This window comes from Thioclava sp. DLFJ4-1 (genome assembly GCF_002020145.1).
GTDB classification, from domain to species: domain Bacteria; phylum Pseudomonadota; class Alphaproteobacteria; order Rhodobacterales; family Rhodobacteraceae; genus Thioclava; species Thioclava sediminum.
The window spans coordinates 441486-465128 of record NZ_MPZT01000004.1 but is presented as its reverse complement, the minus strand read 5'-3'; the positions used below and the strand labels follow the sequence as shown (position 1 = coordinate 465128).

The 23643-nt window shown below is 65.1% G+C and carries 21 protein-coding genes and 1 tRNA gene; 12 read left to right on the top strand and 10 right to left on the bottom strand.

Annotated elements, in window-relative coordinates; translation table 11 throughout:
• From plsX to BMI85_RS15140, 6 genes are all read left to right on the top strand, one after another.
• Entirely contained in the window at positions 1-1119 is a 1119-nt protein-coding gene (plsX, locus tag BMI85_RS15165; RefSeq protein WP_078601891.1) for a phosphate acyltransferase PlsX, read from the top strand.
• Positions 1116-2090, top strand: a complete 975-nt coding sequence (locus tag BMI85_RS15160; protein WP_078542750.1) for a beta-ketoacyl-ACP synthase III — start codon at positions 1116-1118, stop codon at positions 2088-2090. The genes plsX and BMI85_RS15160 overlap by 4 nt, the downstream gene beginning before the upstream one ends.
• Before the next feature lie 145 nt (positions 2091-2235).
• Positions 2236-2535 carry an integration host factor subunit alpha gene (gene ihfA / locus BMI85_RS15155; RefSeq protein WP_075775489.1) on the top strand — a complete coding sequence of 100 codons (300 nt, stop codon included), beginning with the start codon at positions 2236-2238 and terminating at the stop codon, positions 2533-2535.
• 27 nt (positions 2536-2562) lie between these two features.
• Positions 2563-3522, top strand: coding sequence for a MerR family transcriptional regulator (locus tag BMI85_RS15150; protein ID WP_078542748.1), 960 nt, complete (start codon positions 2563-2565; stop codon positions 3520-3522).
• Positions 3523-3609: 87 nt separating this feature from the next.
• Positions 3610-3687: transfer RNA gene (locus tag BMI85_RS15145), tRNA-Pro, on the top strand.
• 61 nt (positions 3688-3748) lie between these two features.
• Positions 3749-4831, top strand: a complete 1083-nt coding sequence (locus BMI85_RS15140; protein ID WP_078547412.1) for a 2'-deoxycytidine 5'-triphosphate deaminase — start codon at positions 3749-3751, stop codon at positions 4829-4831.
• 266 nt (positions 4832-5097) lie between these two features.
• On the opposite strand, the gene BMI85_RS15135 is transcribed toward BMI85_RS15140, so the two are convergent.
• Both BMI85_RS15135 and dksA read right to left on the bottom strand, forming a co-directional pair.
• A complete protein-coding gene (locus BMI85_RS15135) occupies positions 5098-6270 on the bottom strand; it encodes an FAD-dependent monooxygenase (RefSeq protein WP_078601852.1) in 1173 nt (390 codons plus the stop codon).
• Positions 6271-6393: 123 nt separating this feature from the next.
• On the bottom strand, positions 6394-6816 hold the full coding sequence (dksA, locus tag BMI85_RS15130) for an RNA polymerase-binding protein DksA (RefSeq protein WP_078522815.1): 423 nt from the start codon (positions 6814-6816) through the stop codon (positions 6394-6396).
• Positions 6817-7054: 238 nt separating this feature from the next.
• Here dksA and BMI85_RS15125 point away from each other — a divergent pair, with 238 nt between their 5' ends.
• Both BMI85_RS15125 and BMI85_RS15120 read left to right on the top strand, forming a co-directional pair.
• Positions 7055-7897 (top strand): MoxR family ATPase, encoded by an 843-nt coding sequence (locus tag BMI85_RS15125; RefSeq protein WP_078601890.1) that lies wholly within the window; start codon positions 7055-7057, stop codon positions 7895-7897.
• Positions 7898-7945: 48 nt separating this feature from the next.
• Positions 7946-8947: an aldo/keto reductase gene (locus tag BMI85_RS15120; RefSeq protein ID WP_078601851.1), complete on the top strand. Its 1002-nt coding sequence runs from the start codon at positions 7946-7948 to the stop codon at positions 8945-8947.
• Between the two features lie 65 nt (positions 8948-9012).
• Here the strand turns inward: BMI85_RS15120 and BMI85_RS15115 are convergent, their stop codons facing one another.
• From BMI85_RS15115 to BMI85_RS15080, 8 genes are all read right to left on the bottom strand, one after another.
• On the bottom strand, positions 9013-9228 hold the full coding sequence (locus tag BMI85_RS15115) for a hypothetical protein (RefSeq protein ID WP_078601850.1): 216 nt from the start codon (positions 9226-9228) through the stop codon (positions 9013-9015).
• Positions 9229-9238: 10 nt separating this feature from the next.
• Positions 9239-9904, bottom strand: a complete 666-nt coding sequence (gene scpB, locus BMI85_RS15110; RefSeq protein WP_078522819.1) for an SMC-Scp complex subunit ScpB — start codon at positions 9902-9904, stop codon at positions 9239-9241.
• Entirely contained in the window at positions 9901-10683 is a 783-nt protein-coding gene (locus BMI85_RS15105) for a ScpA family protein (RefSeq protein ID WP_078522820.1), read from the bottom strand. Before BMI85_RS15105 ends, scpB begins: the two co-directional genes overlap by 4 nt.
• Positions 10676-11677: a beta-N-acetylhexosaminidase gene (nagZ, locus tag BMI85_RS15100; RefSeq protein ID WP_078601849.1), complete on the bottom strand. Its 1002-nt coding sequence runs from the start codon at positions 11675-11677 to the stop codon at positions 10676-10678. The genes BMI85_RS15105 and nagZ overlap by 8 nt, the downstream gene beginning before the upstream one ends.
• The gene (locus BMI85_RS15095) at positions 11677-12723 is read right to left on the bottom strand and encodes an SPOR domain-containing protein (protein WP_078601848.1); all 1047 of its coding nucleotides are present in this window, start codon (positions 12721-12723) and stop codon (positions 11677-11679) included. Before BMI85_RS15095 ends, nagZ begins: the two co-directional genes overlap by 1 nt.
• A gap of 74 nt (positions 12724-12797) precedes the next feature.
• Positions 12798-14543, bottom strand: a complete 1746-nt coding sequence (gene argS, locus BMI85_RS15090; protein WP_078601847.1) for an arginine--tRNA ligase — start codon at positions 14541-14543, stop codon at positions 12798-12800.
• A gap of 144 nt (positions 14544-14687) precedes the next feature.
• Complete coding sequence (locus BMI85_RS15085; protein ID WP_078547435.1) at positions 14688-15110, bottom strand: heme-binding protein; 423 nt, start codon at positions 15108-15110, stop codon at positions 14688-14690.
• Positions 15107-17272: a malate synthase G gene (locus BMI85_RS15080; RefSeq protein ID WP_078601846.1), complete on the bottom strand. Its 2166-nt coding sequence runs from the start codon at positions 17270-17272 to the stop codon at positions 15107-15109. Before BMI85_RS15080 ends, BMI85_RS15085 begins: the two co-directional genes overlap by 4 nt.
• 515 nt (positions 17273-17787) lie before the next feature.
• Between BMI85_RS15080 and pepN the strand changes: the two genes are divergently transcribed.
• The 4 genes from pepN to BMI85_RS15060 all read left to right on the top strand — a co-directional run bounded on the left by pepN (position 17788) and on the right by BMI85_RS15060 (position 23632).
• Entirely contained in the window at positions 17788-20358 is a 2571-nt protein-coding gene (gene pepN, locus BMI85_RS15075) for an aminopeptidase N (protein WP_078601845.1), read from the top strand.
• A gap of 141 nt (positions 20359-20499) precedes the next feature.
• Positions 20500-20913 carry a hypothetical protein gene (locus tag BMI85_RS15070; protein WP_078547441.1) on the top strand — a complete coding sequence of 138 codons (414 nt, stop codon included), beginning with the start codon at positions 20500-20502 and terminating at the stop codon, positions 20911-20913.
• 86 nt (positions 20914-20999) lie between these two features.
• Positions 21000-22517: an Asp-tRNA(Asn)/Glu-tRNA(Gln) amidotransferase subunit GatB gene (gene gatB / locus BMI85_RS15065; RefSeq protein WP_078571756.1), complete on the top strand. Its 1518-nt coding sequence runs from the start codon at positions 21000-21002 to the stop codon at positions 22515-22517.
• Positions 22518-22660: 143 nt separating this feature from the next.
• Positions 22661-23632, top strand: coding sequence for a DUF808 domain-containing protein (locus BMI85_RS15060; RefSeq protein ID WP_078542732.1), 972 nt, complete (start codon positions 22661-22663; stop codon positions 23630-23632).
• Positions 23633-23643: the final 11 nt, after the last annotated feature.

Genomic DNA, 23643 nt, shown 5'->3' with positions numbered 1-23643 from the left:
ATGCGAGCCGCCCAGAAGGGCAAAGCGCCGGCGAATGCCGGCGCTGTCGTTCTGTCCGTCGACGCGATGGGTGGTGATCTTGGCCCCGAAGCCACGATCGCCGGCGTCGCGAAGGCGCATCGCGCTCACCCCGATTTGCATTTCATCATCCACGGCCCGCGCGCGCAGCTCGAACCGCTGATCGCCAAGCACGATCTTGGCGACTGTGTCGATCTGCGCCACGCCGAGCGAACCGTCACGATGGAGGACAAGCCCGCGCAGGTTCTGCGCAACGGACAGGACACCTCAATGTGGTCGGCCATCGAATCGGTGCGCGACAAGGAGGCCGATGTCGCGGTCTCCTGCGGGAATACCGGGGCGCTGATGCTGATCTCGATGATGCGGCTGCGCAAAATGCCGGGCGTGAACCGTCCGGCCATCGCCTCCTTCTGGCCCTCCCGGGGGCCTGCGGGCTGGAACGTCATGCTCGACATGGGCGCCGACGTGAAAGCCGATGCGGAGGATCTTCTGACTTATGCTCTGATGGGCACCTCCTACGCGCGCAACGCGCTGGGACTTGAGCGTCCGCGCATCGGCCTGCTGAATATCGGCACCGAAGAGCACAAAGGCCGCCCCGAACTCAAAGAAGCCTATGAGCTGATCAGCAACGCCCAAGAGGCGGGGCAGTTCGACTTCGCGGGTTTCGTCGAGGGTAATGAGCTGGCCGGCGCGCGCGCCGACGTAATCGTGACCGACGGCTTCACCGGCAATGTCGCGCTGAAAACCGGCGAGGGCACAGCGAAATTCGTGGCCGAACTCCTGCGCGAAGCGCTGACCTCTTCGGTGATGTCGAAGCTGGGCGCTCTCTTCGCGATGGGCGCGCTCAAGCGCCTGCGGCACAAGACAGATCCGCGCCGCGCCAATGGCGGCGTCTTCCTCGGCCTCAACGGCACGGTCGTGAAATCGCACGGCTCGGCGGATGCCACCAGCTTCGCCGCCGCGATCGAACTGGCCGCCCGTCTGGCACGCTCGGGCTTCGGCGCGAAGCTTGCCGCACGGGTTGCCACCCTTCCCGCGGGGCAGGATGAGACCAAATCCGGCGCGCCACCTGCCGCCGAGAAAAGCGAGAGCAGCCAATGACGATCAGATCCGTGGTGCGCGGCGTAGGCCATTACCTGCCCGAGCGCGTTGTCGAGAACGCCGAGTTCGAGAAAACGCTCGATACCACGGATGAATGGATTCGCGGCCGTACCGGGATCGAGCGCCGTCATATCGCCGCCGAAGGCGAATATACCTCCGATCTCGCGATCAAGGCCGCGAAAGCTGCGCTCGAAGACGCGAATATGAGCGTCGACCAGATCGACGCGATCGTCGTCGCGACCTCCACGCCCGACAGCACTTTCCCCTCCGTCGCCACGATGGTTCAGGCGGGCTTGGGCTCGACCACGGGCTTTGCCTATGACGTGCAGGCCGTCTGCGCAGGCTTCATCTTCGCGTTGACCAATGCGAACGGGCTGATCCTTTCCGGGCAGGCCGAGCGCGTACTGGTCATCGGCGCCGAGACCTTCTCGCGGATCATGGACTGGACCGACCGGGGCACCTGCGTGCTCTTCGGCGACGGCGCGGGCGCGCTGGTCCTCGAGGCCGCCGAAGGCACCGGCACTGCCAACGATCGCGGCATCCTGTCGTCTGATCTTCATTCCGACGGGCGCTACAAGGACCTGCTCTATGTCGATGGCGGGGTCTCCACCACCGGCACGGCGGGCCATCTGCGCATGCAGGGCAACGCGGTCTTCAAACACGCCGTCACCAAGCTGGCCGAAACCGCGCATAAGGCGCTCGATAAGGCCGGACTGACCGGCGAGAACGTCGACTGGATCGTGCCGCATCAGGCGAACCTGCGCATCATCTCGGCCACGGCCGAACGGATGCAGCTGCCGATGGACCGCGTGATCGTCACGGTTCAGGACCACGGCAACACCTCCGCGGCGTCGATCCCGCTGGCCCTCTCGGTCGGCAAGCAACGCGGCCAGATCAAGGAGGGCCAGGTGCTGGTCACCGAGGCGATCGGCGGCGGTCTGGCATGGGGTTCGGTCGTCCTGCGCTGGTAAGCGCGGCCTCCCTGCATTCGTTTTACGCGATTCCCGCGCAAACGCGCGTGAGCCCGCGCATCAATCCCGTCCGCCAAGTGCTTGATATTGACTCGGGAATTACGGTCGGTCACTGTTAGCGAAACTCTTTATCCGGGGGGATAGGATGTCGAAGACCCTGACGCGCATGGATCTGAGCGAAGCGGTGTTCCGCGAAGTCGGATTGTCGCGCAATGAATCGGCGCAGCTCGTCGAAAGCGTGCTACAGCATATGTCCGACGCCCTCGTGGAGGGGGAGACGGTCAAGATCAGCTCTTTCGGCACCTTCTCGGTGCGCGAGAAAGCCAAGCGCATGGGCCGCAATCCCAAGACCGGCGAAGAGGTTCCGATCTCTCCGCGTCGCGTGCTGTCCTTCCGTCCCTCGCATCTGATGAAGGACCGCGTGGCGGCGGGCAACTCGAAGTAACCCGATAACAAATGACAGGTCCTACCGATGGGTAAATCCGCCGACGCGTTTCGGACGATCTCTGAGGTTTCAGACCTTCTCGACACGCCGACCCACGTTCTTCGGTTCTGGGAGAGCAAGTTCACGCAAGTGAAACCGGTCAAGCGTGCCGGTGGGCGGCGGTATTACCGGCCTGCCGATGTGGCGCTTCTGGGCGGCATCAAGCATCTGCTGCATGACGAAGGCATGACCATCCGCGGCGTGCAGAAGCTGCTGCGCGAGGAAGGCATCCGCGAAGTCGCCGCCCGTGGCGAGGTCAGCGTCGAGGATGAGCGCGAGGCCGATGAGGCCACGCAGAGCGCCCCAGAGCCGATTGCCCCTGTTGCCGCGCCCCAGCACAGCCCGGCCCCGCAAGAGGAGCCTCACGCGCAGGACGCGCCCCCGAGCGAGCCCGAGTCGACCGAGGCAGCGCCGGAAGAGATCGCTCCGCAGGAGGAAGCCCCGCAAGAGGCGGCCTCTCTCGAGGACAGCGCGCAGGATACAGCTCAAGACGTGTCCCAGACCGAGGCGCTTCCTGAGCGCCCCGAGGAACTGCTCGATCTCAGCCCCACCGAGGACGCCCCCGTCGAGGCCCATCAGGGTGGCTCGGTGACCCCCTTCCCTGCCCCGTCGCAGCCTTCCTTCTTCGACGAGTCGGAGACCGCCTCCAGCGAATCCCCGGAAGAAGACGCGTGGGATGAAGACGCAGAGGCCCCGATGGCGCTCGATGTCGAACCCGAACCGGAGCCGATGGCCCCTGTCGTGGCGATGACGATCGATCGTGGTCCGCAGGAACGCGCCGCGAAAATCGCTGCACGGGCCGATCTCGCACGGCTGTTACATGGGCTGCGCACGCTCGATCCGGCGCGGCTGAGCCCCGCCGATCGCGGCGATCTGCGCATGTTGCGCCTGCGTGCGCAGGCCCTTCAGGTGCGGCTCGCACAGCATGGCTCCGCGCAGGCGGAATGAGTGATCTTAACCCCGGACGAATTGGCGTGAAATTTCTCTCACTAACTGCTTGCACCCGCCGCCCGGTTCGCACTATATCCCCCTCGTCGGGCTGTGGCGCAGCCTGGTTAGCGCGTCCGTCTGGGGGACGGAAGGTCGTGAGTTCGAATCTCGCCAGCCCGACCAATTCGACAAACGCCCACCTCTTCATCGGGGTGGGCGTTCGTGTATCCGGAGGAGGGATCGGATGACCATCGGCGTGCTACCCGACACGATGCTGCAAGACATGATCACGCGCGGTGAGATCGCCGCCGAGCCAGCCATCATCCCCGAACAGATCCAACCTGCGAGCCTCGACCTGCGGCTTGGCACCGTGGCCTATCGGCTGCGCGCCTCGTTCCTCGCGGGCAAGGGCCAGAAGGTTTCGCACCGCCTGCATGACTTCGAGATGCACCGCATGGCGCTGACCGATGACGGCGTGGTGCTGGAAAAGGGCTGCGTTTATCTCGTGCCGCTGATGGAGACCCTCGCGCTGCCCGAGGGCGTCACGGCGGTCGCCAATGCCAAAAGCTCCACCGGGCGGCTCGATCTGCTGACTCGCCTGATTACCGATGACGGCACCGAGTTCGACCGAATCCCCGAAGGCTATAACGGCCCGCTCTATGCCGAGATCTGCCCGCGCAGCTTCTCGGTTCTGGTGCGGCCTGGAATGCGGCTTAACCAGATCCGCTTCCGCGCCGGTCAGGCGGCGCTCAGCGATGCCGAGCTGAAGATCCTGCACCAGCAGGAGCCGCTCGTGGATGGCCCCGCGGTGATCGACGAGGGTCTGGGCTTCTCGGTCGATCTGAAGCCCGCCGAGGGTGATCTGGTGGGCTACCGCGCCAAACCCCATACCGGGGTGATCGACATCGACAAGATCGGCCATTACCCGGCCCGCGATTTCTGGGAAGAGGTGCGCGCCTCCGATGGCCGCATCATCCTCGATCCCGGCGCGTTCTATATTCTCGTGAGCCGCGAGGCCGTGACGATCCCGCCCGATCACGCCGCCGAAATGGCGCCCTATCTGGCGATGGTCGGCGAATTTCGCGTCCATTACGCAGGCTTCTTCGATCCCGGCTTCGGGCATGGCGCGGCCGGCGGCACCGGCTCGCGCGGGGTGCTGGAGGTGCGCTGTCACGAGGCCCCCTTCGCGCTCGAGCACGGGCAAGTCGTCGGCCGTCTCGTCTATGAGCGCATGGCCGAGGAGCCGCGCCAGCTTTACGGCAAGGACATCGCCTCGAACTATCAGGGACAGGGCCTAAAGCTCGCCAAGCATTTCCGTATGGGGTGAGCCGGGATAAGCGGCCTTTCAGTGGAAGGACGCCCCAGCGAGGGCCCGGAGCGCAAGCAAAGGGCCGAGGCAGCGACTCTGTAGCGGCTGAGGGTCGCGCCCGAGCCTCGGGTGGGCGCTTGGCGCGCTTTGTGGCTTGGCACTTTATCTCGCAAGCCCGCAGGTCGGTCGTGCCCGCGCTGACACCGCCTATGCGCCCTCCCGGGGGGAGGGTCGGGCGCGGCCCGGGGCTGGTCGCCCCGCTCCCTCAGGCGGGCACCACCGCCCTACCCCGCCTGCTGCGTCACATCATACCCGTAGATCCAGTCGAACCGCCCCACCAGCCGCTCCGGCGTGAACCGCGAGGCAGCACGCAATGCGAGATGACCAAAGGTGCGCGGAGCCCCTGACAGGTGATAGTTCCGCGCGTTCTTGTTTGCCGCTGTCACGATCTGATCGCAGCGATCCCAGCGCGCCTCCTGATAGGCGGCGAAGGCCACGTCGTCGGTCTCGTAATTGGCAAGCGCCTCAGCCAGCACCCAGGCATCCTCCATCGCCATCACAGCCCCTTGCGCGAGGAAAGGCAGCGTCGGATGCGCGGCGTCGCCCAGAATCGCGACACCGGGCGCGAACCAGCGCTCGGCCACCGGGTGACGGAACAGGCCCCAGAGGTTCACCTTCTCGACCTGATCGAGCCAACCGCGCACGGTCGGGCAAAAATCGTCGAAGGCGGTGCGCAGATTGATCGGATCATCCTCGAGCGCCCAGCTTTCCTCGACCCAGCGGTGCCGCTCCTCGACGGCCACGACATTGCGCAGCCCCCGGCCCAGCGGATAGCTCACAAGATGCTTGCCCGCGCCCATGAAGACCTGCGCGATCTTCGGCTCGGCATCGTCGCATGGCACCAGCGCGCGCCACGCCACCTGATGGGTAAAGAACGGCGCCACCCGCCCGTTGAGCGCCTCGCGCGTCTTGGAATTGAGCCCGTCCGCGCCAATCAGAAGGTCGGTCTCGATCTCGGCGCCCTGTTTGGTGTGCAGCACCGGATGCGGCCCGGACAGGTCCACCCGCTCAATCTGCTGCAACAGGCGGATTTTCACCCCCGCCTCGCGCGCACCATCGGCCAGCAACTCGATCAGCCGGGCGCGATGGACGAAATGGTAATCCGCATCGGGGCGCAGCCGCGCCATATCGAGCTTGGCGACCTGACTTCCGGTCTCGCCATCGACGAGGCGCACCGCCTCGGCGCGCGGCCCCGCCGCCTCCAGCGCCTTACCCAGACCCAAGGCGCGCAGCACCGCGGCCCCGTTGGGCGAGACCTGCAGCCCGGCGCCGACTTCGCGTATCGCCTCGGCCTGTTCGAGCACCTCGACATCCGCACCGCGCATCGCCAGAGCCCGCGCCACCGTCAGCCCCGCGATCCCCGCACCCAGAACCGTAACCTTGCGCCCGATCAGCATGGGACCTCCTTCAAAAGCGAACACCGGCACCTTGGCGGTGCCGGTGTCGAATTGTTTTGCGCGCCTTCCCGCCCGAAGGCAACGCGCGTTTTGTGCATCACCACACGCAGTGCGCGCAGGCGATCAGTCGTCGCGATGCACCCGTTCGCGGCGCTCGTGTTTTTCCTGCGCTTCCAGCGTCATCGTCGCGATCGGACGCGCATCGAGACGCTTGAGCGAGATCGGCTCCCCGGTCTTCTCGCAATAGCCGTATTCGCCATTGTCGATCCGACGCAGCGCCGAGTCGATCTTGCTGACCAGCTTGCGCTGACGGTCGCGGGTGCGCAGTTCCAGCGCACGATCGGTTTCCTCGGAGGCGCGATCGGCAATATCGGGAACGTTGCGCGCGGATTCCGCGAGACCTTCGAGCGTTTCAGCGGATTGTTCGAGAAGTTCGGCCTTCCACGCCAGAAGCTTTCTGCGGAAATATTCCAGCTGCCGGTCATTCATGAAGGGTTCATTCTCGGCCGGACGATAATCATCCGGAAGGAATACTTCAGCTCTCATACCTGCCCTCTCATACGTGCCGGGGGCGTCACCATGATCGTCATTCGCCATCGGCCAACTCTCCTCGGGCGAGGCAATACCCCAAGAACACAGTGTTGTCACGTCCGCATTCGTCCGGACTGCGTGTTTCCTCATCAATTCTTACGCCCGGGTTGCGGCAGCATTTTGGCGCAGATAGGTTGCAAACGATTTGCGCAAGATCATTGCGCAGCGATCTCGAAACCGGAGCGTGTTCCCCGTGCAATTTCAATCGACCGACAGCTATGTCGCCCCGCCCGATCTGACCGTCGCGGTCAACGCCGCCGTGGCGCTGGAGCGCCCTCTTCTGGTGAAGGGCGAGCCGGGCACCGGCAAGACGGAACTCGCGCGGCAGGTGGCGCAGAGCCTCGGGATGGAGATGGTCGAGTGGAACATCAAATCCACCACCAAGGCGCAGCAGGGGCTCTACGAATATGACGCGGTTAGCCGGCTGCGCGACAGCCAGCTGGGCGACGAACGCGTCAACGACGTGAGAAACTACATCCGCAAGGGCAAGCTCTGGCAGGCCTTCGAGGCGGGCAAGAAGGTCGTGCTGCTGATCGACGAGGTCGACAAGGCCGATATCGAGTTCCCGAACGACCTCCTGCAGGAACTCGACAAGATGGAGTTCCACGTCTACGAGACCGGCGAGACGATCCGGGCCAAACACCGCCCCGTCGTCATCATCACCTCGAATAACGAGAAGGAACTGCCCGACGCCTTCCTGCGCCGCTGCTTCTTCCACTACATCCGCTTCCCCGAGCCGGAGGTGATGAAAGACATCGTCGCCGTCCACTTCCCCGACATCAAGGACCGCCTGCTGACCGAGGCGCTGAGCCAGTTCTACGAGATCCGCGAGACCCCGGGCCTGAAGAAGAAACCCTCGACCTCCGAGGTGCTCGACTGGCTGAAACTGCTGCTGGCTGAGGATCTGAACCCCGAAGACCTCAAACGCGAAGGCGCGAGCCTGCTGCCGAAGCTGCACGGCGCGCTTCTGAAGAACGAGCAGGACGTGCATCTGTTCGAGCGGCTGGCCTTCATGGCGCGGCGGCAGGGGCGATGAGAGGCCCGCCCTCATCCGGCCCATCACAACGAAAGAGAAGGTGACCCCATGTCCGACAGATACATACTCCCCCACCCGATCGGCATGGGCGGCGTCGCCCTTGGAAACGAGTTCCGCGTCACGACCGACCGGCAGGCGGCGGACACGCTCGAAGCCGCCTGGGAGGCGGGCATCCGCTATTTCGACGTGGCGCCGCATTACGGGGTCGGCCTGGCCGAGCGCCGCTACGGGCAGTTCCTGCATCACAAACCGCGCGAGAGCTTCGTGCTCAGCTCGAAGGTCGGACGGCTGCTGAAGGCGGGGCCGCAGCATCGCAATCAGCAGCTCATGCCCTACTCCCCCTCGCCCAATATCGAGGTCTACGACTACAGCCGCGATGGCACGCTGCGTTCGATCGAGGACACGTTGCAGCGCACCGGGCTCGACAGTCTCGACGTGGTTTTCGTGCATGACCTCTCGCCCGATAACGGCGCGCTCCCGAAGGACTGGCTGGAGCTGTGGCCCAACGCGGTCGAGGGCTGCTTCGCGACGCTCTGCGAGCTGCGCGACCAAGGCGTAATCAAGGCCTGGGGCATGGGCGTGAACCGGCCCGAACCGATCCTGAAATCGATGGAAGACAGCGATCCCGACCTGCACCTGATGGCGAGCCAGTATTCACTGGTGGAACATGACCACGCGGTCGAGACGGTCTTCCCGGCGGCGCGCAAGCACGGCAACAGCTTCGTCATCGGCTCGGCGCTGAATGCGGGCTTCCTCGCAGGGCTGCACCGCTACCACTACGGCGACAAGAACAGCGTCATCGCGAAAGAGCGGATGGAGAAGCGCGACCGCCTGAGAGAGGTCGCCTTCGATCACGGCGTGAACCTGCTCGCGGCCGCACTGCAATTCGCGAAAGCGCCGGATGTCGTGCAGACGGTGGTCGTGGGGCTTGGACGTCCCGACGAAGCGATCGACGACGCGGCGGCCATGGACATGCCGATTCCGGCGGAGTTCTGGCAAGACCTGCGCGCGGCGGGGCTGATCCATAGGGATGCGCCGACGCCCGAGTAAGGGTGAAATGCCTGAAGATGCGAAAGGGTGCCCCGGACCATCCGGCGGCGCCCTTTTCTATTGGCTCACATGCGCCGCGTTATCCGCGCCGCCTTCCTTGCCCGCTTGACCGCGTCGCGCGCGGTCTGGGCTTGCTTGCGCTCCTGCGCCGTCATCGGGCCCGCGCTCTTGCCCTTGCCACTCCGCTTCGAGGCCATGCCGACGCCCTTGTTGATCCCCCAGTTGATCCCGCGGCGCAGGAACATCCGGATGATCATGTTGATGATCTGGTTGAGGTTCATCTGATCCCTCTCAATCCTCGAACAGCTCGGACTGGCCGGTCTGGGCTTCGTCCTCCTCGCCCTCCTCGTCGTCATCCGAGCCTGCACCCGGAAGGGGGCGCGAGTCCAGCAGGCCTGCGGCGCGAAGCTCCTTGAGGCCCGGCAGGTCACGGGCGCTCTCGAGGCTGAACTGGTCGAGGAATTCCTGGGTCACGACGAAGGTGACGGGGCGGCCCGGCGTCATCCGGCGGCGGCCGAAGCGGATCCATTCCATCTCCAGCAACTGGTCGATCGTGCCGCGCGAGACGGCGACGCCGCGTATCTCTTCGATCTCGGCGCGGGTGACCGGCTGGTGATAGGCGATGATCGCGAGCGTCTCGACGGCGGCTCGGGACAGCTTGCGCTCCTCCACCGTCTCCTTCTGCATCAGGAAGGCGAGATCGGGTGCGGTGCGCACGGCCCAGGCGTCACCCACCTTCACCACGCGCACGCCGCGCCCTTCGTAGCGCTTGCGCAGATGCACGAGCGCCTCGGCGGGGTCGCAGCCATGCGGCATCCGCTCTTCCATCTCGCGGATACGAACGGGTTCGGCAGAGGCGAAAAGGATCGCTTCGACCATCCGCTCCTGCTCGGCAATAGGCGGTGCCGCGAAAAGGGTTTCTTCTTTTTCTTCAGTCTGTTCCGGCTCGTCGTTCATGTCTTCTTCCGGATCGAAATGGGTTGGAACGTATCGCTCTGGCGCAGCTCGATCTGGCCCTGCTTGGCCATTTCAAGCGAAGCGGCGAAAGTCGCGGCGGTGGCCGAGCGTCGGCGTTTGGGATCGGCGGTCCAGCCGTCGGGCAGGAAGGTGGTCAGTTCCGACCAGCCGCCGGCGAAACCGATCAGCCCGCGCATCCGGTCCAGCGCCTCCTCCATCGTGAAGACATTGGTGCGATCGAACGCATAGGGGCGGAATTCATCGCGCGTGCGGATGCGCGCATAGGCCTGCATCAGGTCCATCAGCGAGGCCGAATAGGTGACCTTGCGGACGCGCTCGACCTCTTCCGAGATGCCGCGCGCGAAGGTGTCGCGCCCCAGCCGGTCGCGCGCCATCAACTGCGCCGCCGCCTCGCGCATCGCCTGCAGGCGTTCCAGCTGGAAGGCCAGATGCTCGGCCAGATCTTCCGCCGAGGGGCCTTCTGCCTCCGGGTCGGGCGGCAGCAGAAGGCGCGATTTCAGGAAGGCGAGCCACGCCGCCATTACGAGGTAATCGGCGGCCAACTCGATGCGCAGCGCCTTCGCGCGGTCGACGAAGGCCAGATATTGCTCGGCCAGTTGCAGCACGGAGATCTTGCGCAGATCGACTTTCTGGCTGCGCGAAAGCGTCAGCAGAAGGTCGAGCGGGCCTTCGAACCCGTCGACATCGACGATCAGCGCCTCGGCCTGAAGCCGATCCGCTACCGTTTGCGAGTCGAACAGATTTTCGGTGTCACTCATCCATGCCGCCGCTCAAGAGTGCCTCAAGTTCGGCATCGAGCGCGGCCATGTCAACTGTCTCGGGCGGCAAGCGCCGGTCCAGCGCGGCCTCGGCGCGGGCCTTTGCCGCCTCGCTCATCGCCGGGGCGGCCATCGCCACCTCTTCCATCGCGGGCATGTCGCCCTTGCAATGGAGCACCAGATCGCAGCCAGCAGCCAGAGCGGCAGCCGTGCGTGTCCCGAAGCCGCCCGCCAGCGCCTCCATCCCGATATCGTCGCTCATCAGGAGCCCGTCGAAACCGATCTCCTCACGGATGATCTTGATGATCTTCGCGCTCTGCGTCGCGGGGGCGTCATCGAGCGCGGTGAAGCGGATATGGGCGGTCATCCCCAGCGGCAAATCGTTCAGCGCCTTGAAGGGCGCGAAATCGCTCGCGATCAGGTCGGCCTTGGAGGCCTCGACCACCGGCAAATCCTTGTGGCTGTCGGAAATCGCCCGGCCGTGGCCGGGGATATGCTTGATGACTGGGAGAACACCGCCCGCAAGCAGTCCGTCGGCGGTGGCGCGAGCATTGGCGATCACGGTGGCCGCATCCTTGCCCAGACAGCGGTTTTGCAGGAACGGATGCGTCAGATGCCCCGCGATATCGCAGGTGGGCGCGCAGTTCACGTCGATGCCGACCGCACGCAGTTCCTCGGCCATGATCCGCGAGCGCAGCCAGAACGAGCGCGGAGCCGCATCCCCTGCCCGCTTCGCCTGCTCCAGCGGCGGCAGCCATTCGCGCCATTGCGGACCGCGCATCCGCTGCACCCGACCGCCTTCCTGATCGATCAGCACCGGCGCATCGCGCCCCACGGCCCCGCGCAGCGCATCGGTCAGCCGGGCGACCTGCTCGGGTGTGTCGATATTGCGCGAGAACAGGATGAAGCCCCACGGGTCGGCCTCGCGGAAGAAGTCGCGTTCGCGCGCGGAGAGCTCGGTCCCCTCGCAGCCGAAGATCGCGGCGACGCCCATCAGCGCGCCTGCGTCGGGATGCAGTTCTGCCGCTCGGCCACGAGGGCGGCGCAGAACTGGCGCGCTTCGGTCACGTCGTCAAAGCCCGCGACGCGCAGGCGATAGAAATCGCGCCCACCGGAGCTGGCCTTCTGAACCACGCGCTTCTTGCCGGACATCAGCGCGTCGAAGCGCTTGGCGATGCGGTCCCATTCGCCCTTGGCCGCGGCCTCGGTGTCGAAGGCGCCAAGCTGCACGAGGCGCGTGCCCGCCGCCAGATCCGCAGGATTGATGTCAACAACGCCCGCCTCGGCCTGACCGGAGGACATCTGCTTCGTCACCGCCTGCTCCAGCGCCGCCGCCAGAAGCTGATCGCGCATCGGCTTGGTCTGCGGGCGCGGCGAGCGCGAGACGCCCGGCACTGAGGCCGGGATCACGCCACTGACCGCGTCGCTCTCGGGTGCGGCCTCCTGCTCGACCGCATCGGGGCGTGTCTCGGGCATGGCCGGGCTCATGAGCGCGGGCTTCACGGGAATGTCGGGCGCGTCTTGCACCTGAGAGGGATCGGCATTGAGCGCAGCAGGCTCGAGCGCGGCGATTGCGGCCTCTACGGCCGGATTGGACGCAGGGTTGGCCTCATCGCCTGCCACTTTCGCCTCTGCCGCCAACTCGCCCATCGGCTTGTCATCGTCGGTGAAGCCCTCCGGGCTGGGCGCGAGAGTCACTTTCTCGGGCGCAGGCGCCGCCTGCCCCGTGCCAGCGACGTCGTTCACGGCCAGACCGGTATGGCGCGCAAGTTCGCCGCCCGGGTCCTCGGGCGCGATCCGGGCCGGCCCGTCCATCGCGCGGATCACCGGCACGCCGTTGAGGTCGCGCATCGCCAGCTTGTAGCCCCAGACCACCAGACCCGCGATCATCGCGACCGATGTCAGCGCGCCGGCCACATTGACCCAGCGCGACACGACGCGTGGCGCACGTTCAGGAGCGGGATCTTCGGGATGCGCGTAATGGGGCTGCGGGTGTTCATGCCCGTAACCCCCACTCTCGCGGTAGTCGTAGGTCGTCATGCTCGTCGCCTCGCCGCCGGTTGCCCGGCCTTGCCCGGTTGACCCGGAATTTGCCTGTTCCCGGCGGCGTGCGTTTATCGCATCTCTTCAGCCGGGGTCACGCCAAGAATACCAAGACCGGCGGAAATGACAACGGCGCTGGCACGGGCAAGGGCGATTTTCGCCGCCGATGCGGCCTCGTTGCCATCCTGCAGGAAGCGCAGGGCCGGCTCGTCATTGCCACGGTTCCACAGGCTGTGCAGGTCCGAGGCAAGATCGTAGAGGTAGAAAGCCACCCGGTGCGGCTCGTTCGCGCGCGCCGCGATCTCCAGAAGACGCGGCCATTCGGCGATCTTCTTGACCAGTTCCAGCTCGGACGGATGCCACTCGCCGGACAGATCGACCTCAGCCAGACGCGCATCCGACATGTCCCAGCCAGCCTCCGCCGCCTTGCGCAGCACCGAGCAGACCCGGGCATGGGCATATTGCACGTAGAAGACCGGGTTGTCCTTCGACTGCTCCAGCACCTTGTCGAAATCGAAATCCAGCGGCGCGTCGTTCTTGCGGGTGAGCATGTGGAAACGGGTCACATCCGCGCCCGCCTGCTCCACCACGTCGCGCAGCGTGACGAAAGTGCCCGCGCGCTTCGACATCTTGAAGGGCTCGCCATTCTTGAACAGCTTCACCAGCTGGATCAGCTTGATGTCGAGCGTCACCTTGCGATCCGACAGAGCGGCCACCGCTGCCTTCATCCGCTTCACATAGCCGCCATGGTCGGCGCCGAAGACGTCGATCAGCAGATCGTAACCACGGTCGATCTTGGTCCAGTGATAGGCGATATCGGGCGCGAAATAGGTCCAGGAACCATCCGACTTCTTCACCGGGCGGTCCACGTCATCGCCATATTCAGTCGAGCGGAACAGGGTCTGCTCGCGCTCCTCCCAATCCTCGGGCAGCTTGCCCTTCGGCGGGTCGAGCACGCCTTCGTAGATCAGCCCCAGATCCTCGAGCCGCTTCAGCGCCGCTTCGATCTGGCCGGTGCCGTAGAGCGACTTCTCGGAGGAGAACACATCCATCTTCACGCCGAGACAGGCGAGATCCCCGCGGATCATCTCCATCATCTGCTCGGTCGCGAATTCGCGGATATCTTCGAGCCAGTCTTCCTCGGGCTTGTCGAGCAGGCTCTCGCCATACTTCGCCTTGATCGCCTCGCCGACCGGGATCAGGTAATCGCCGGGGTAGAGCCCCTCGCGGATTTCCGGCTCGAGGCCACAGGCTTCGCGATAGCGTTCATAGGCGGAGCGGGCGAGCACATCGACCTGCGCACCGCCATCGTTGATGTAATATTCCCGCGTGACGTCATAACCCGCGAAATCCAGCAGGCTCGCCAGCGCATCGCCGAACACGGCGCCACGCGTATGGCCCACATGCATCGGGCCGGTGGGGTTCGCGGAGACATATTCCACGTTGACCTTCACACCCTTGCCCAGATCGGAACGCCCGTAATCCGCGCCCTCTTTGAGCACGGAGTGGGTCACATCCGCCCAAACTTTCGGATCGAGGCGCAGGTTGATGAAGCCGGGACCGGCCACATCGGCGCTGACGATCCGGTCATCTGCGGCCAGCTTGCCCGCCAGCGTCTCGGCGATGTCGCGCGGCTTCGATTTGGCGGGCTTGGCCAGCACCATCGCGGCGTTGGTCGCCATGTCGCCATGCAGCGGATCGCGCGGCGGCTCCACCGCGACGTTTGCGTAGTCCAGCCCCTCGGGCAGCGCGCCCTCGGAAACCATCTGATCGAGTGCCGCAATCACCGCGGCGCGGATGTCGGAAAACAGGTGCATTCTCATTGTCCTTATTTGCGCTCTCCCCTGCCAGAGCGAGCCGGGCGCGTCAATGGCCCGAGCGGGGGCCAAGCGGGAGCAGAGACGACGCGGGCGGCCCGGCATCGCCTGCCGGACCGCCCGAAATCGAACCTTGCGAGAGGCTCAGTCCTCGGCAGTAAAGCCCGCAGCCTCGATCCCAGCCACGGCCACTTTCGCATCATTGTCCGAGGTATCGCCGGTGACGCCCATCGCGCCGATCACAGCGCCGCTCTCGTCGCGGATCAGCACGCCGCCGGGCACCGGACAGGTCTTGCCGTCATAGATGCCATTCACCGCGGCCATGAAATAGGCCTGCGCCTCGGCCCGCGCCATCTGCGCCTTGCCGCCCATGCCCAGCATCACCGCGCCGTAAGCCTTGGCGCGCGCGATCTCGAACCGACCCGGCGCGGCGCCGTCGGCGCGCGCGAAAGCCAGCGGGTGACCGCCCGCATCCAGCACGATCGCCGAGAGCGGTTTCAGTTCGTCTTCCACACCTTGCGCGAGCGCGGTGTCGATCATCTTCTGCGCTTGTTCCAGCGTGATCATGCGCGTTCCTCCTTCACTTGCAGGCGGCGCTGATGCAGCACCGGTTCCGTATATCCCGAGGGCTGGACCGTGCCCAGGAAGCACAGATCGCACGCCGCCTGGAAGGCGAAGCCGTCATAGCCAGGCGCCATCGGGCGGTAGTTCGGGTCGCCCTCGTTCTGGCGGTCGACGACCTTGGCCATTTTGCGCAGCGCCTCCATCACCTGACCCTCGCTGACCAGCCCATGTTCGAGCCAGTTCGCGATCGCCTGGCTGGAAATCCGGCAGGTCGCGCGGTCTTCCATCAGGCCCACGTCGTGGATGTCGGGCACCTTCGAGCAGCCGACACCCTGATCGACCCAGCGCACGACATAGCCGAGGATGCCCTGCGCGTTGTTCTCGATCTCGGTGCGGATTTCCTCTTCCGAGTAGTTCTTGCCCCGTGCGAGCGGGATCGTCAGCAGATCGTCGAGCCGCGCCGGGCGGTTCATCGCGGCGATCTCCTGCTGGCGGCGCTTCACATCGACCTTGTGGTAATGCGTGGCATGCAGCGTGGCCGCCGTCGGCGACGGCACCCAGGCGCAGTTCGCGCCCGCCAGCGGATGGTTGACCTTGGCCTCGAGCATATCGGCCATCCGGTCGGGCATCGCCCACATGCCTTTGCCGATCTGCGCCTTGCCCGCCAGCCCGCAGGCCAGCCCGATATCGACGTTGCGATCCTCATAGGCTTCGATCCACGGCTGGCCCTTCATCTCGCCCTTGGCGAGCATCGGACCGGCCTGCATCGAGGTGTAGATCTCGTCGCCCGTGCGGTCGAGGAAGCCCGTGTTGATGAAGGCCACGCGGTTCTTCGCGGCGCGGATGCATTCCTTGAGATTGACCGAGGTGCGGCGCTCCTCGTCCATGATGCCCAGCTTCACCGTGTAACGCGGCAGGCCCAGAACCTCTTCGACCTTGTCGAAGATCTCGGTCGCGAAGGCGACCTCTTCGGGGCCGTGCATCTTCGGCTTCACCACATAGACTGAGCCGGTAACCGAGTTTCGCGGACCTTCGGTCTTCTTCAGGTCATGCATCGCACAAAGCGTGGTGACCATCGCGTCCATCAGCCCCTCGAAGGCCTCTTCGCCGTCGCGGGTCAGGATTGCGGGCGTGGTCATCAGGTGGCCGACATTGCGCACCAACATCAGCGAACGGCCCTTCAGCGTGATCTTCTCGCCACCGCCGCCGGTGAACTGGTAATCGCCTTCAAGCCGCCGGACCGTCTTCTCGCCGTTCTTCACGACGTTTTCGCGCAGATCGCCCTTCATCAGACCCAGCCAGTTACCATAGGCCTGAACCTTGTCCTCGGCATCGACACAGGCAACCGAGTCCTCGCAATCCATGATCGTGCTGATCGCGGCCTCGAGGATGACATCGGCGATATCGGCAGGATCGGCCTGACCGACCTCGGTGGTCGGGTCGATCTCGATCACGAGATGCAGCCCGTTATTTTCCAGCAGAACCTCCGACAGCGCGCCCTCGTCGGAAATGTTGAACCCGAGGAACTGCGCCGGATCGGCCAGCCCCGTTTCGCCCACCGCGTTCTCGACGAAGAAGACGCCGTTCTCTACGCGCAGCGCGGTCACACCGGTCCAGCTGCCGCCTGCAAGCGGCACCGCCTCGTCGAGAAATGCCTTCGCGCGCTCGATCACGCGCGCGCCGCGCTCGGGGTCATAGCCCTTGCCCTGCGGCCGATCGCCAAGCGCATCGGTGCCGTAGAGCGCATCGTACAGGCTGCCCCAGCGCGCATTCGCGGCGTTGAGCGCATAGCGCGCATTGGTGATAGGCACGACGAGCTGCGGACCGCAGACGGTGGCGAATTCGGGATCGGTCTCCGGCGTCTCGATTTTGAAGTCGTCGCCTTCGGGCAGGAGGTAGCCGATCTCTTTCAGGAAGGATTTATAGTCTTCGAAATCAAAGCCTTCGGCGCGGTGATGCGCATGCCAGTCGTCGAGCTTGGACTGGATCGCCTCGCGCGTCTCCAGCAGCGCACGGTTCTTCTGTCCCTGCGTATGCAGCAGGTCCGACAGCCCCTCCCAGAAGCGCTCCGGCGCGACGCCGGTCCCCGGCAAAGCCTGATCCTCGATGAAGGCGGCCAGTTCGACCGCCACCTGCAGTTCGTTACGTGCGACCCGCTGTGCCATTGTGCCCTCCCGGTTTTCTTAGACGCGTACTAGATGAAACCGCTGAGCGTGAATGTCCAGCGGATTGCCTGTCGCGGGCGGGAAGACGCTAAGACGGTGAAAGGGCGTAAAAAGGCCAGCGGCTCACGGAAACGGGAGCGATGCAGCCGCGCGCGACCCGACCGAGCTCACTGCTGGATCGGGTCGGCCTCGGTCGCCGCGCCATTTCTTTCAGCAGTACCGACGCCGGTGGTCTCGGGCGCTTGCGTGGTGGACAGGCCCCGTTCACCTTAGGTAACGCAACCCACCCCCTTCAGGTTCTCCCGGCCTGCCACGCGTCTCTCAGAGCGGTCCGCGAAACCGCTTTGAAAACCCCGAGCGGGGCAGATACTGTTCCGCCAGCTGCGGGACAGCGACGCCAAGACCGGGTCGCGCCCGCCGAACATCAGAGGTGCTGCTCACGCAAAGGCGAACTTGCTTTCGCACGGGCGCGCGCCACCTGACATAACCCGAAGTTAATTAGGAATATCGTTAGAATGTCCGCTGAACTGACGGCTGCCGACGCCCCTGCCAAGCGCCTGAGCGACTACCGCCCCTACCCCTTCACCCTCGAGACCGTGCGGCTTGATTTCACGCTCGACCCGGACGCGACCGAAGTGCGCGCGCGCCTCACCTTTTCGCCCCGGCAGGAGGCGGCCGCGCTGGAACTCGATGGCGAAGATCTGGAGCTTGTCTCGGTTGCAGTGGACGGGCGGGCGCTGACGCCGGACGACTATGAACTGACAAAGACAGGCCTGACGATCCCGGCGAACGTTCTGCCCTCGCAGCCCTTCACGCTGGAAACCGTCACGCGGATCGCACCGTCGAAGAATACCGCGCTCGAAGGGCTTTATATGTCCAACGGCATGTATTGCACGCAATGCGAGGCCGAGGGCTTCCGCAAGATCACCTACTACCCGGACCGCCCCGATGTGATGGCGCGCTTCCACGTCACGATCACCGGCGACCAGCCGGTGCTGCTGGCGAATGGCGATCTCGTCGAGAGCCGCGAGGGCTATGCCGAATGGGTCGATCCGTGGCCCAAGCCCGCCTATCTCTTCGCGCTGGTCGCGGGCGACCTGCGCGCGCATTCGGGCACATTCACCACGATGTCGGGCCGCAAGGTCGCGACGAATATCTGGGTCCGTCCGGGCGACGAGGACCGCTGCGACTTCGCCCTGCAGGCGCTCCACAGCTCGATGCGCTGGGACGAAGAGGCCTATGGGCGCGAATACGACTTGGACATTTTCAACATCGTTGCCGTCGATGACTTCAATAAGGGCGCGATGGAGAACAAGGGGTTGAACATTTTCAACTCCAAATGGGTTCTCGCCTCGCCCGAGACCGCGACAGACGCCGATTACGAGCGTATCGAGGGTATCATCGCCCATGAGTATTTCCACAACTGGACCGGCAACCGGATCACCTGTCGCGACTGGTTCCAGCTGTGCCTGAAAGAGGGGCTGACAGTCTATCGCGACCAGCAGTTCACCGGCGACATGCGCGGCCATGCGACGAAGCGGATCGACGATGTCCTCTCGCTGCGCGGACGACAGTTCCGCGAGGATCGCGGCCCGCTCTCGCACCCACCGCGCCCCGATCATTACCGCGAGATCAACAACTTCTACACCGCGACCGTCTATGAGAAGGGCGCCGAGATCGTGGGCATGCTGCACCGCTTGCTGGGCGCAGAGGGCTACCGCGCCGCGCTGGATCTCTATTTCGAGCGCCATGACGGGCAGGCCTGCACGATCGAAGACTGGCTGAAGGTCTTCGAGGACAGCTCGGGCCGCGATCTGAGCCAGTTCAAGCGCTGGTATACCGATGCGGGCACGCCGACCCTGCGGGTGCGCGACAGCTTCAAGGACGGCACGTACACGCTTGAATTCGAACAGGAAACGCGCCCCACTCCCGGCCACTCGGAGAAGCTTCCGCGCCACATCCCGATCGAAGTCGGCCTTCTGTCCGAGAATGGCGACGAGGTCCTGCCCTCCACCGTGCTGGAGATGACCGAGGCGAAACAGAGCTTCACATTCGACGGGCTCGCGACGCGCCCCGTGCCCTCGATGCTGCGCGACTTTTCCGCCCCCGTGCGGCTGGAGCGCGACGTCGACACGTCCGAGCTGGCCTTCCTGCTGACCCACGACCGCGACCCGTTCAACCGCTGGGAAGCCGGCCGCGCGCTGGCCCAGAAAGTGCTGATCGGCCGGGTGCTGGGACAGGAAACCGACGCGTCCTTCTCCGATGCGATCGGGGCGCTCCTGCGCGACGAGACCGCCGATCCGGCCTTCCGTGCACTGTGCCTGAACCTGCCCTCCGAGGACAGCATCGCGCAGGCGCTCTACGATCAGGGCGAGACGCCCGATCCCGCGGCGATCTACGCGGCGCGCGAAGGGCTCGCCCGCGATCTGGCGAGCGCGCATAAGACGCTTCTGGCCGAAATCTTCACCAGCACCGAAGCGACAGGCCCCTATAGCTCCGATCCCGAGCAGGCCGGTCCGCGGGCGCTGCGCCTTGCGGTCCTGCGGCTTTTGAACCGCATCGACGGCGGGGCACGGGCGGGGGCGCTTTTCGCCTCGGCCGAGAACATGACCGAAAGCCTCGGCGCGCTCGCAGCTCTGGTGCAGACCGGGCAGGACGCCGCGGCCATGGCCGAATTCCGCGACCGCTGGCAGGGCGACCGGCTTGTGATGGACAAGTGGTTCCTCGTCCAGCTGGCCAATTGCCCGCCAGAGACGGCGCTGGAGCGCGCCGAGGCGCTGACCGGCGATCCGCTCTTCACATGGAAGACGCCGAACCGCTTCCGCGCGCTGATGGCTGGGCTGTCGGGCAATCACGCGGGCTTCCACCGCGCGGACGGGGCGAGCTATCGCTTCTATGCCGACTGGCTGCTCGAGCTCGATCCGGTCAATCCGCAGGTCGCCGCGCGCATGTCCACCGCTTTCGAGACGTGGACGCGCTATGACGAAGGCCGGCGCGAGAAGATGCGCAGCGAGCTGGAGCGGATCGCCGCCCAGCCGGACCTCAGCCGCGACCTGTCGGAGATGACGCAGCGTCTGTTGGGCTGATTTCCGCTCAGCGCCCGCAGGCGCGCCCATCTCACCACGGATTGGCCGTATTTTCGGCCCATCCGTGCCGGGTTCGCGAGCTACGAAACGCGGACGCCTGCGCCTTGCGGGCGTTACGCAATTTCGCGGATGGGCTCGACCATGGACGACAATGAATTTGAATACCGACACCAAGCCCGCCGGGCGGGAGGGTATCTCGCCCTCGCCTTCGGGATGGCGCTGCTTTACAGTGCAATGAAACTGACCGCGACGACATGGATTCATGTCGCTGCGTGGATCTATCTCGCCCTCACTTTGTACAAGCTGATGCGCAACCGCTCGGGGCTGCTGCGGATCACGCCTGCGCGGATGGAAGTCTATCGCAACGGACGGCAATTGGGCACGTTCCCGCTCGCACAGATCGACTCGGCGCGGCTGCGGCGGCGCAAGCTTGCGGGCGACGAATGCATGGTCACGCTGCGCGACGGGCGTCGCGCCTACCTGCCGCGCGAGGCCACGCCGCCGCTCGACCGGCTCAGCGCGATTTTCGAATCCTATGGGGTGCCGGTGGTCTGATCCCCAATCCGGGGCGGTCGCCCTCTTGCTCCCGCCCCTGCCCTGTCCTAGAAGCTTGCCCAAGCCTTTACTGACAGGATGTGGACATGCTCGACCATCTCGAATTCCAAGCCCCCGAACCCAAGGTCATTGCCGGTGCCAAATCGGATTGGGAGCTGGTGATCGGGCTTGAAGTCCACGCGCAGGTGGCCTCGAAAGCCAAGCTGTTCTCGGGCGCCTCGACCAAATTCGGCGCAGAGCCGAACTCCAACGTGGCCTTCGTCGACGCGGCGATGCCCGGCATGCTGCCGGTGATCAACGAGTTCTGCGTGGCGCAAGCCGTGCGCACCGGGCTGGGCCTCAAAGCCGATATCAACCTGCGCTCGGCCTTCGACCGGAAGAACTATTTCTACCCGGACCTGCCGCAGGGCTACCAGATCAGCCAGCTCTACCACCCCATCGTGGGCGAGGGCGAAATCATCGTCGACATGGGCCCGGGCGTCGCCCGAAAGGTCCGCATCGAACGCATCCACCTCGAGCAGGACGCGGGCAAGTCGATCCACGACATGGACCCGCATATGTCCTTCGTGGACCTCAACCGGACCGGCGTCGCGCTGATGGAAATCGTCTCGCGCCCCGACATCCGCGGCCCGGAAGAGGCTGCGGCCTATGTCGGCAAGCTGCGCCAGATCCTGCGCTATCTGGGCACCTGCGACGGCAACATGCAGAACGGCAACCTGCGCGCCGACGTCAACGTCTCGATCTGCAAGCCGGGCGCTTACGAGAAATATCAGGAAACGCAGGATTTCAGCCATCTGGGCACCCGCTGCGAGATCAAGAACATGAACTCGATGCGCTTCATTCAGCAGGCCATCGAATACGAGGCCCGTCGCCAGATCGCCATCGTCGAGGACGGCGGCGAAGTGGTGCAGGAGACCCGCCTCTACGATCCGGACAAGGGCGAGACGCGCTCGATGCGTTCGAAGGAAGAGGCGCATGATTACCGCTACTTCCCCTGCCCCGACCTGCTGCCGCTGGAAATCGAGCAGGCCTGGGTCGACGATATCGGCGCCTCGATGCCCGAACTGCCGGACGAGAAGAAAGCGCGCTTCGTCAAGGAGCTGGGCCTGTCGGAATATGACGCCTCGGTGCTGACCGCAGAGGTCGAGAACGCGGATTACTTCGAGGCCGTGGTGGCCGAGGCCGGTGACGGCAAGCTCGCCGCGAACTGGGTCATCAACGAGCTGTTCGGTCGCCTGAAGAAGGAAGATCACGACATCTCGTCGAGCCCGGTCGATGCCGCGCAGCTTGGCGCGATCATCCGGCTCATCAAGTCCGACAAGATCTCGGGCAAGATCGCGAAGGACCTCTTCGAGATCGTCTATACCGAAGGCGGCGACCCCGAGAAGATCGTGGAAGAGCGCGGCATGATCCAGGTCACCGATACGGGCGCCATCGAAGCCGCCGTGGACGAGGTGATTGCCGCCAATCCCGATCAGGTCGAGAAGGCCAAGGCCAATCCGAAGCTGGCTGGCTGGTTCGTCGGTCAGGTCATCAAGGCGTCTGGCGGCAAGGCCAACCCCAAGGCGGTCAACCAGATCGTGGCGCAGAAGCTGGGGCTGTAAGCGTCGCGAACAATTCCGATCAAGGCGCCTTCGGGCGCCTTTTTCATGTCCGCCCGGAAAGAATTCGGGAACAAGTCTTCGCGCTTGTGGCTTGGGGAGACGCGCCCTAGGCTCACGCGGGCGTGATTGGGAAAGGGTTTGCGATGAGTGGCTTGCTGGCATTGCTGGATGACGTGGCGGGGATCGCCAAGGTGGCGGCGACCTCGATCGACGACGCGGCAGGTCAGGCGGCCAAGGCAGGCTCGAAAGCCGCTGGCGCGCTGATCGACGATGCCGCGGTCACGCCGAAATATGTCCACGGCTTCAAGCCCGCCCGCGAATTGCCGATCGTCGGGAAAATCGCGCTCGGCTCGATCAAGAACAAGCTGATCTTCCTGCTGCCAGCGGCGCTGCTGCTCTCTGCCTTCGCGCCGTGGCTGATCACGCCCTTGCTGATGCTGGGCGGCTCCTACCTGTGTTTTGAGGGCGCGGAGAAGGTCTATCACCTGTTCAAACCGCATGAGCCCGATGCCGAGGGCCATGTCGCCGCAGAAACCGCTGACCATCTCGAGGAAAAGCGCGTCAAAGCCGCGGTGAAGACCGATTTCATCCTCTCCGCCGAGATCATGACCATCGGCCTCGCCGCCCTGCCCTCGGGCCAGCCGATCTGGATGGAGGCGATTGCGCTTGCGATCATCGGGATCGGCGTGACGGTGGTGGTCTATGGCTCGGTCGCGCTGATCGTGAAAGCCGATGATGCGGGGCTCTGGCTGGCCGAGAACGCGAACCTTGCTGCGACCCGAGCCTTCGGGCGCGGCATGGTGAAAGTCATGCCGTGGCTGATGAAGACCCTGATGATCGTCGGCACCGCCGCGATGATCTGGGTCGGCGGCAATATCGTGCTGCACGGTCTGGCAGAGCTTGGCTGGCACGCGCCCTACGACTGGATCCACCATCAGGCCGAGGCCGCAGCCCATGCGGCGGGCACCGCCGAAGGCTTCGTCAGCTGGGCCGTCACCGCATTCTTCGACGGCATCTTCGGGCTGATCTACGGGCTGGTCCTGATCCCTGTCGTCACCCGGATCATCCAGCCGATCTACCGCGCCGTCACCGGCAAGGAAAAGCCCGCGCACTGAGCGCAAGCGGA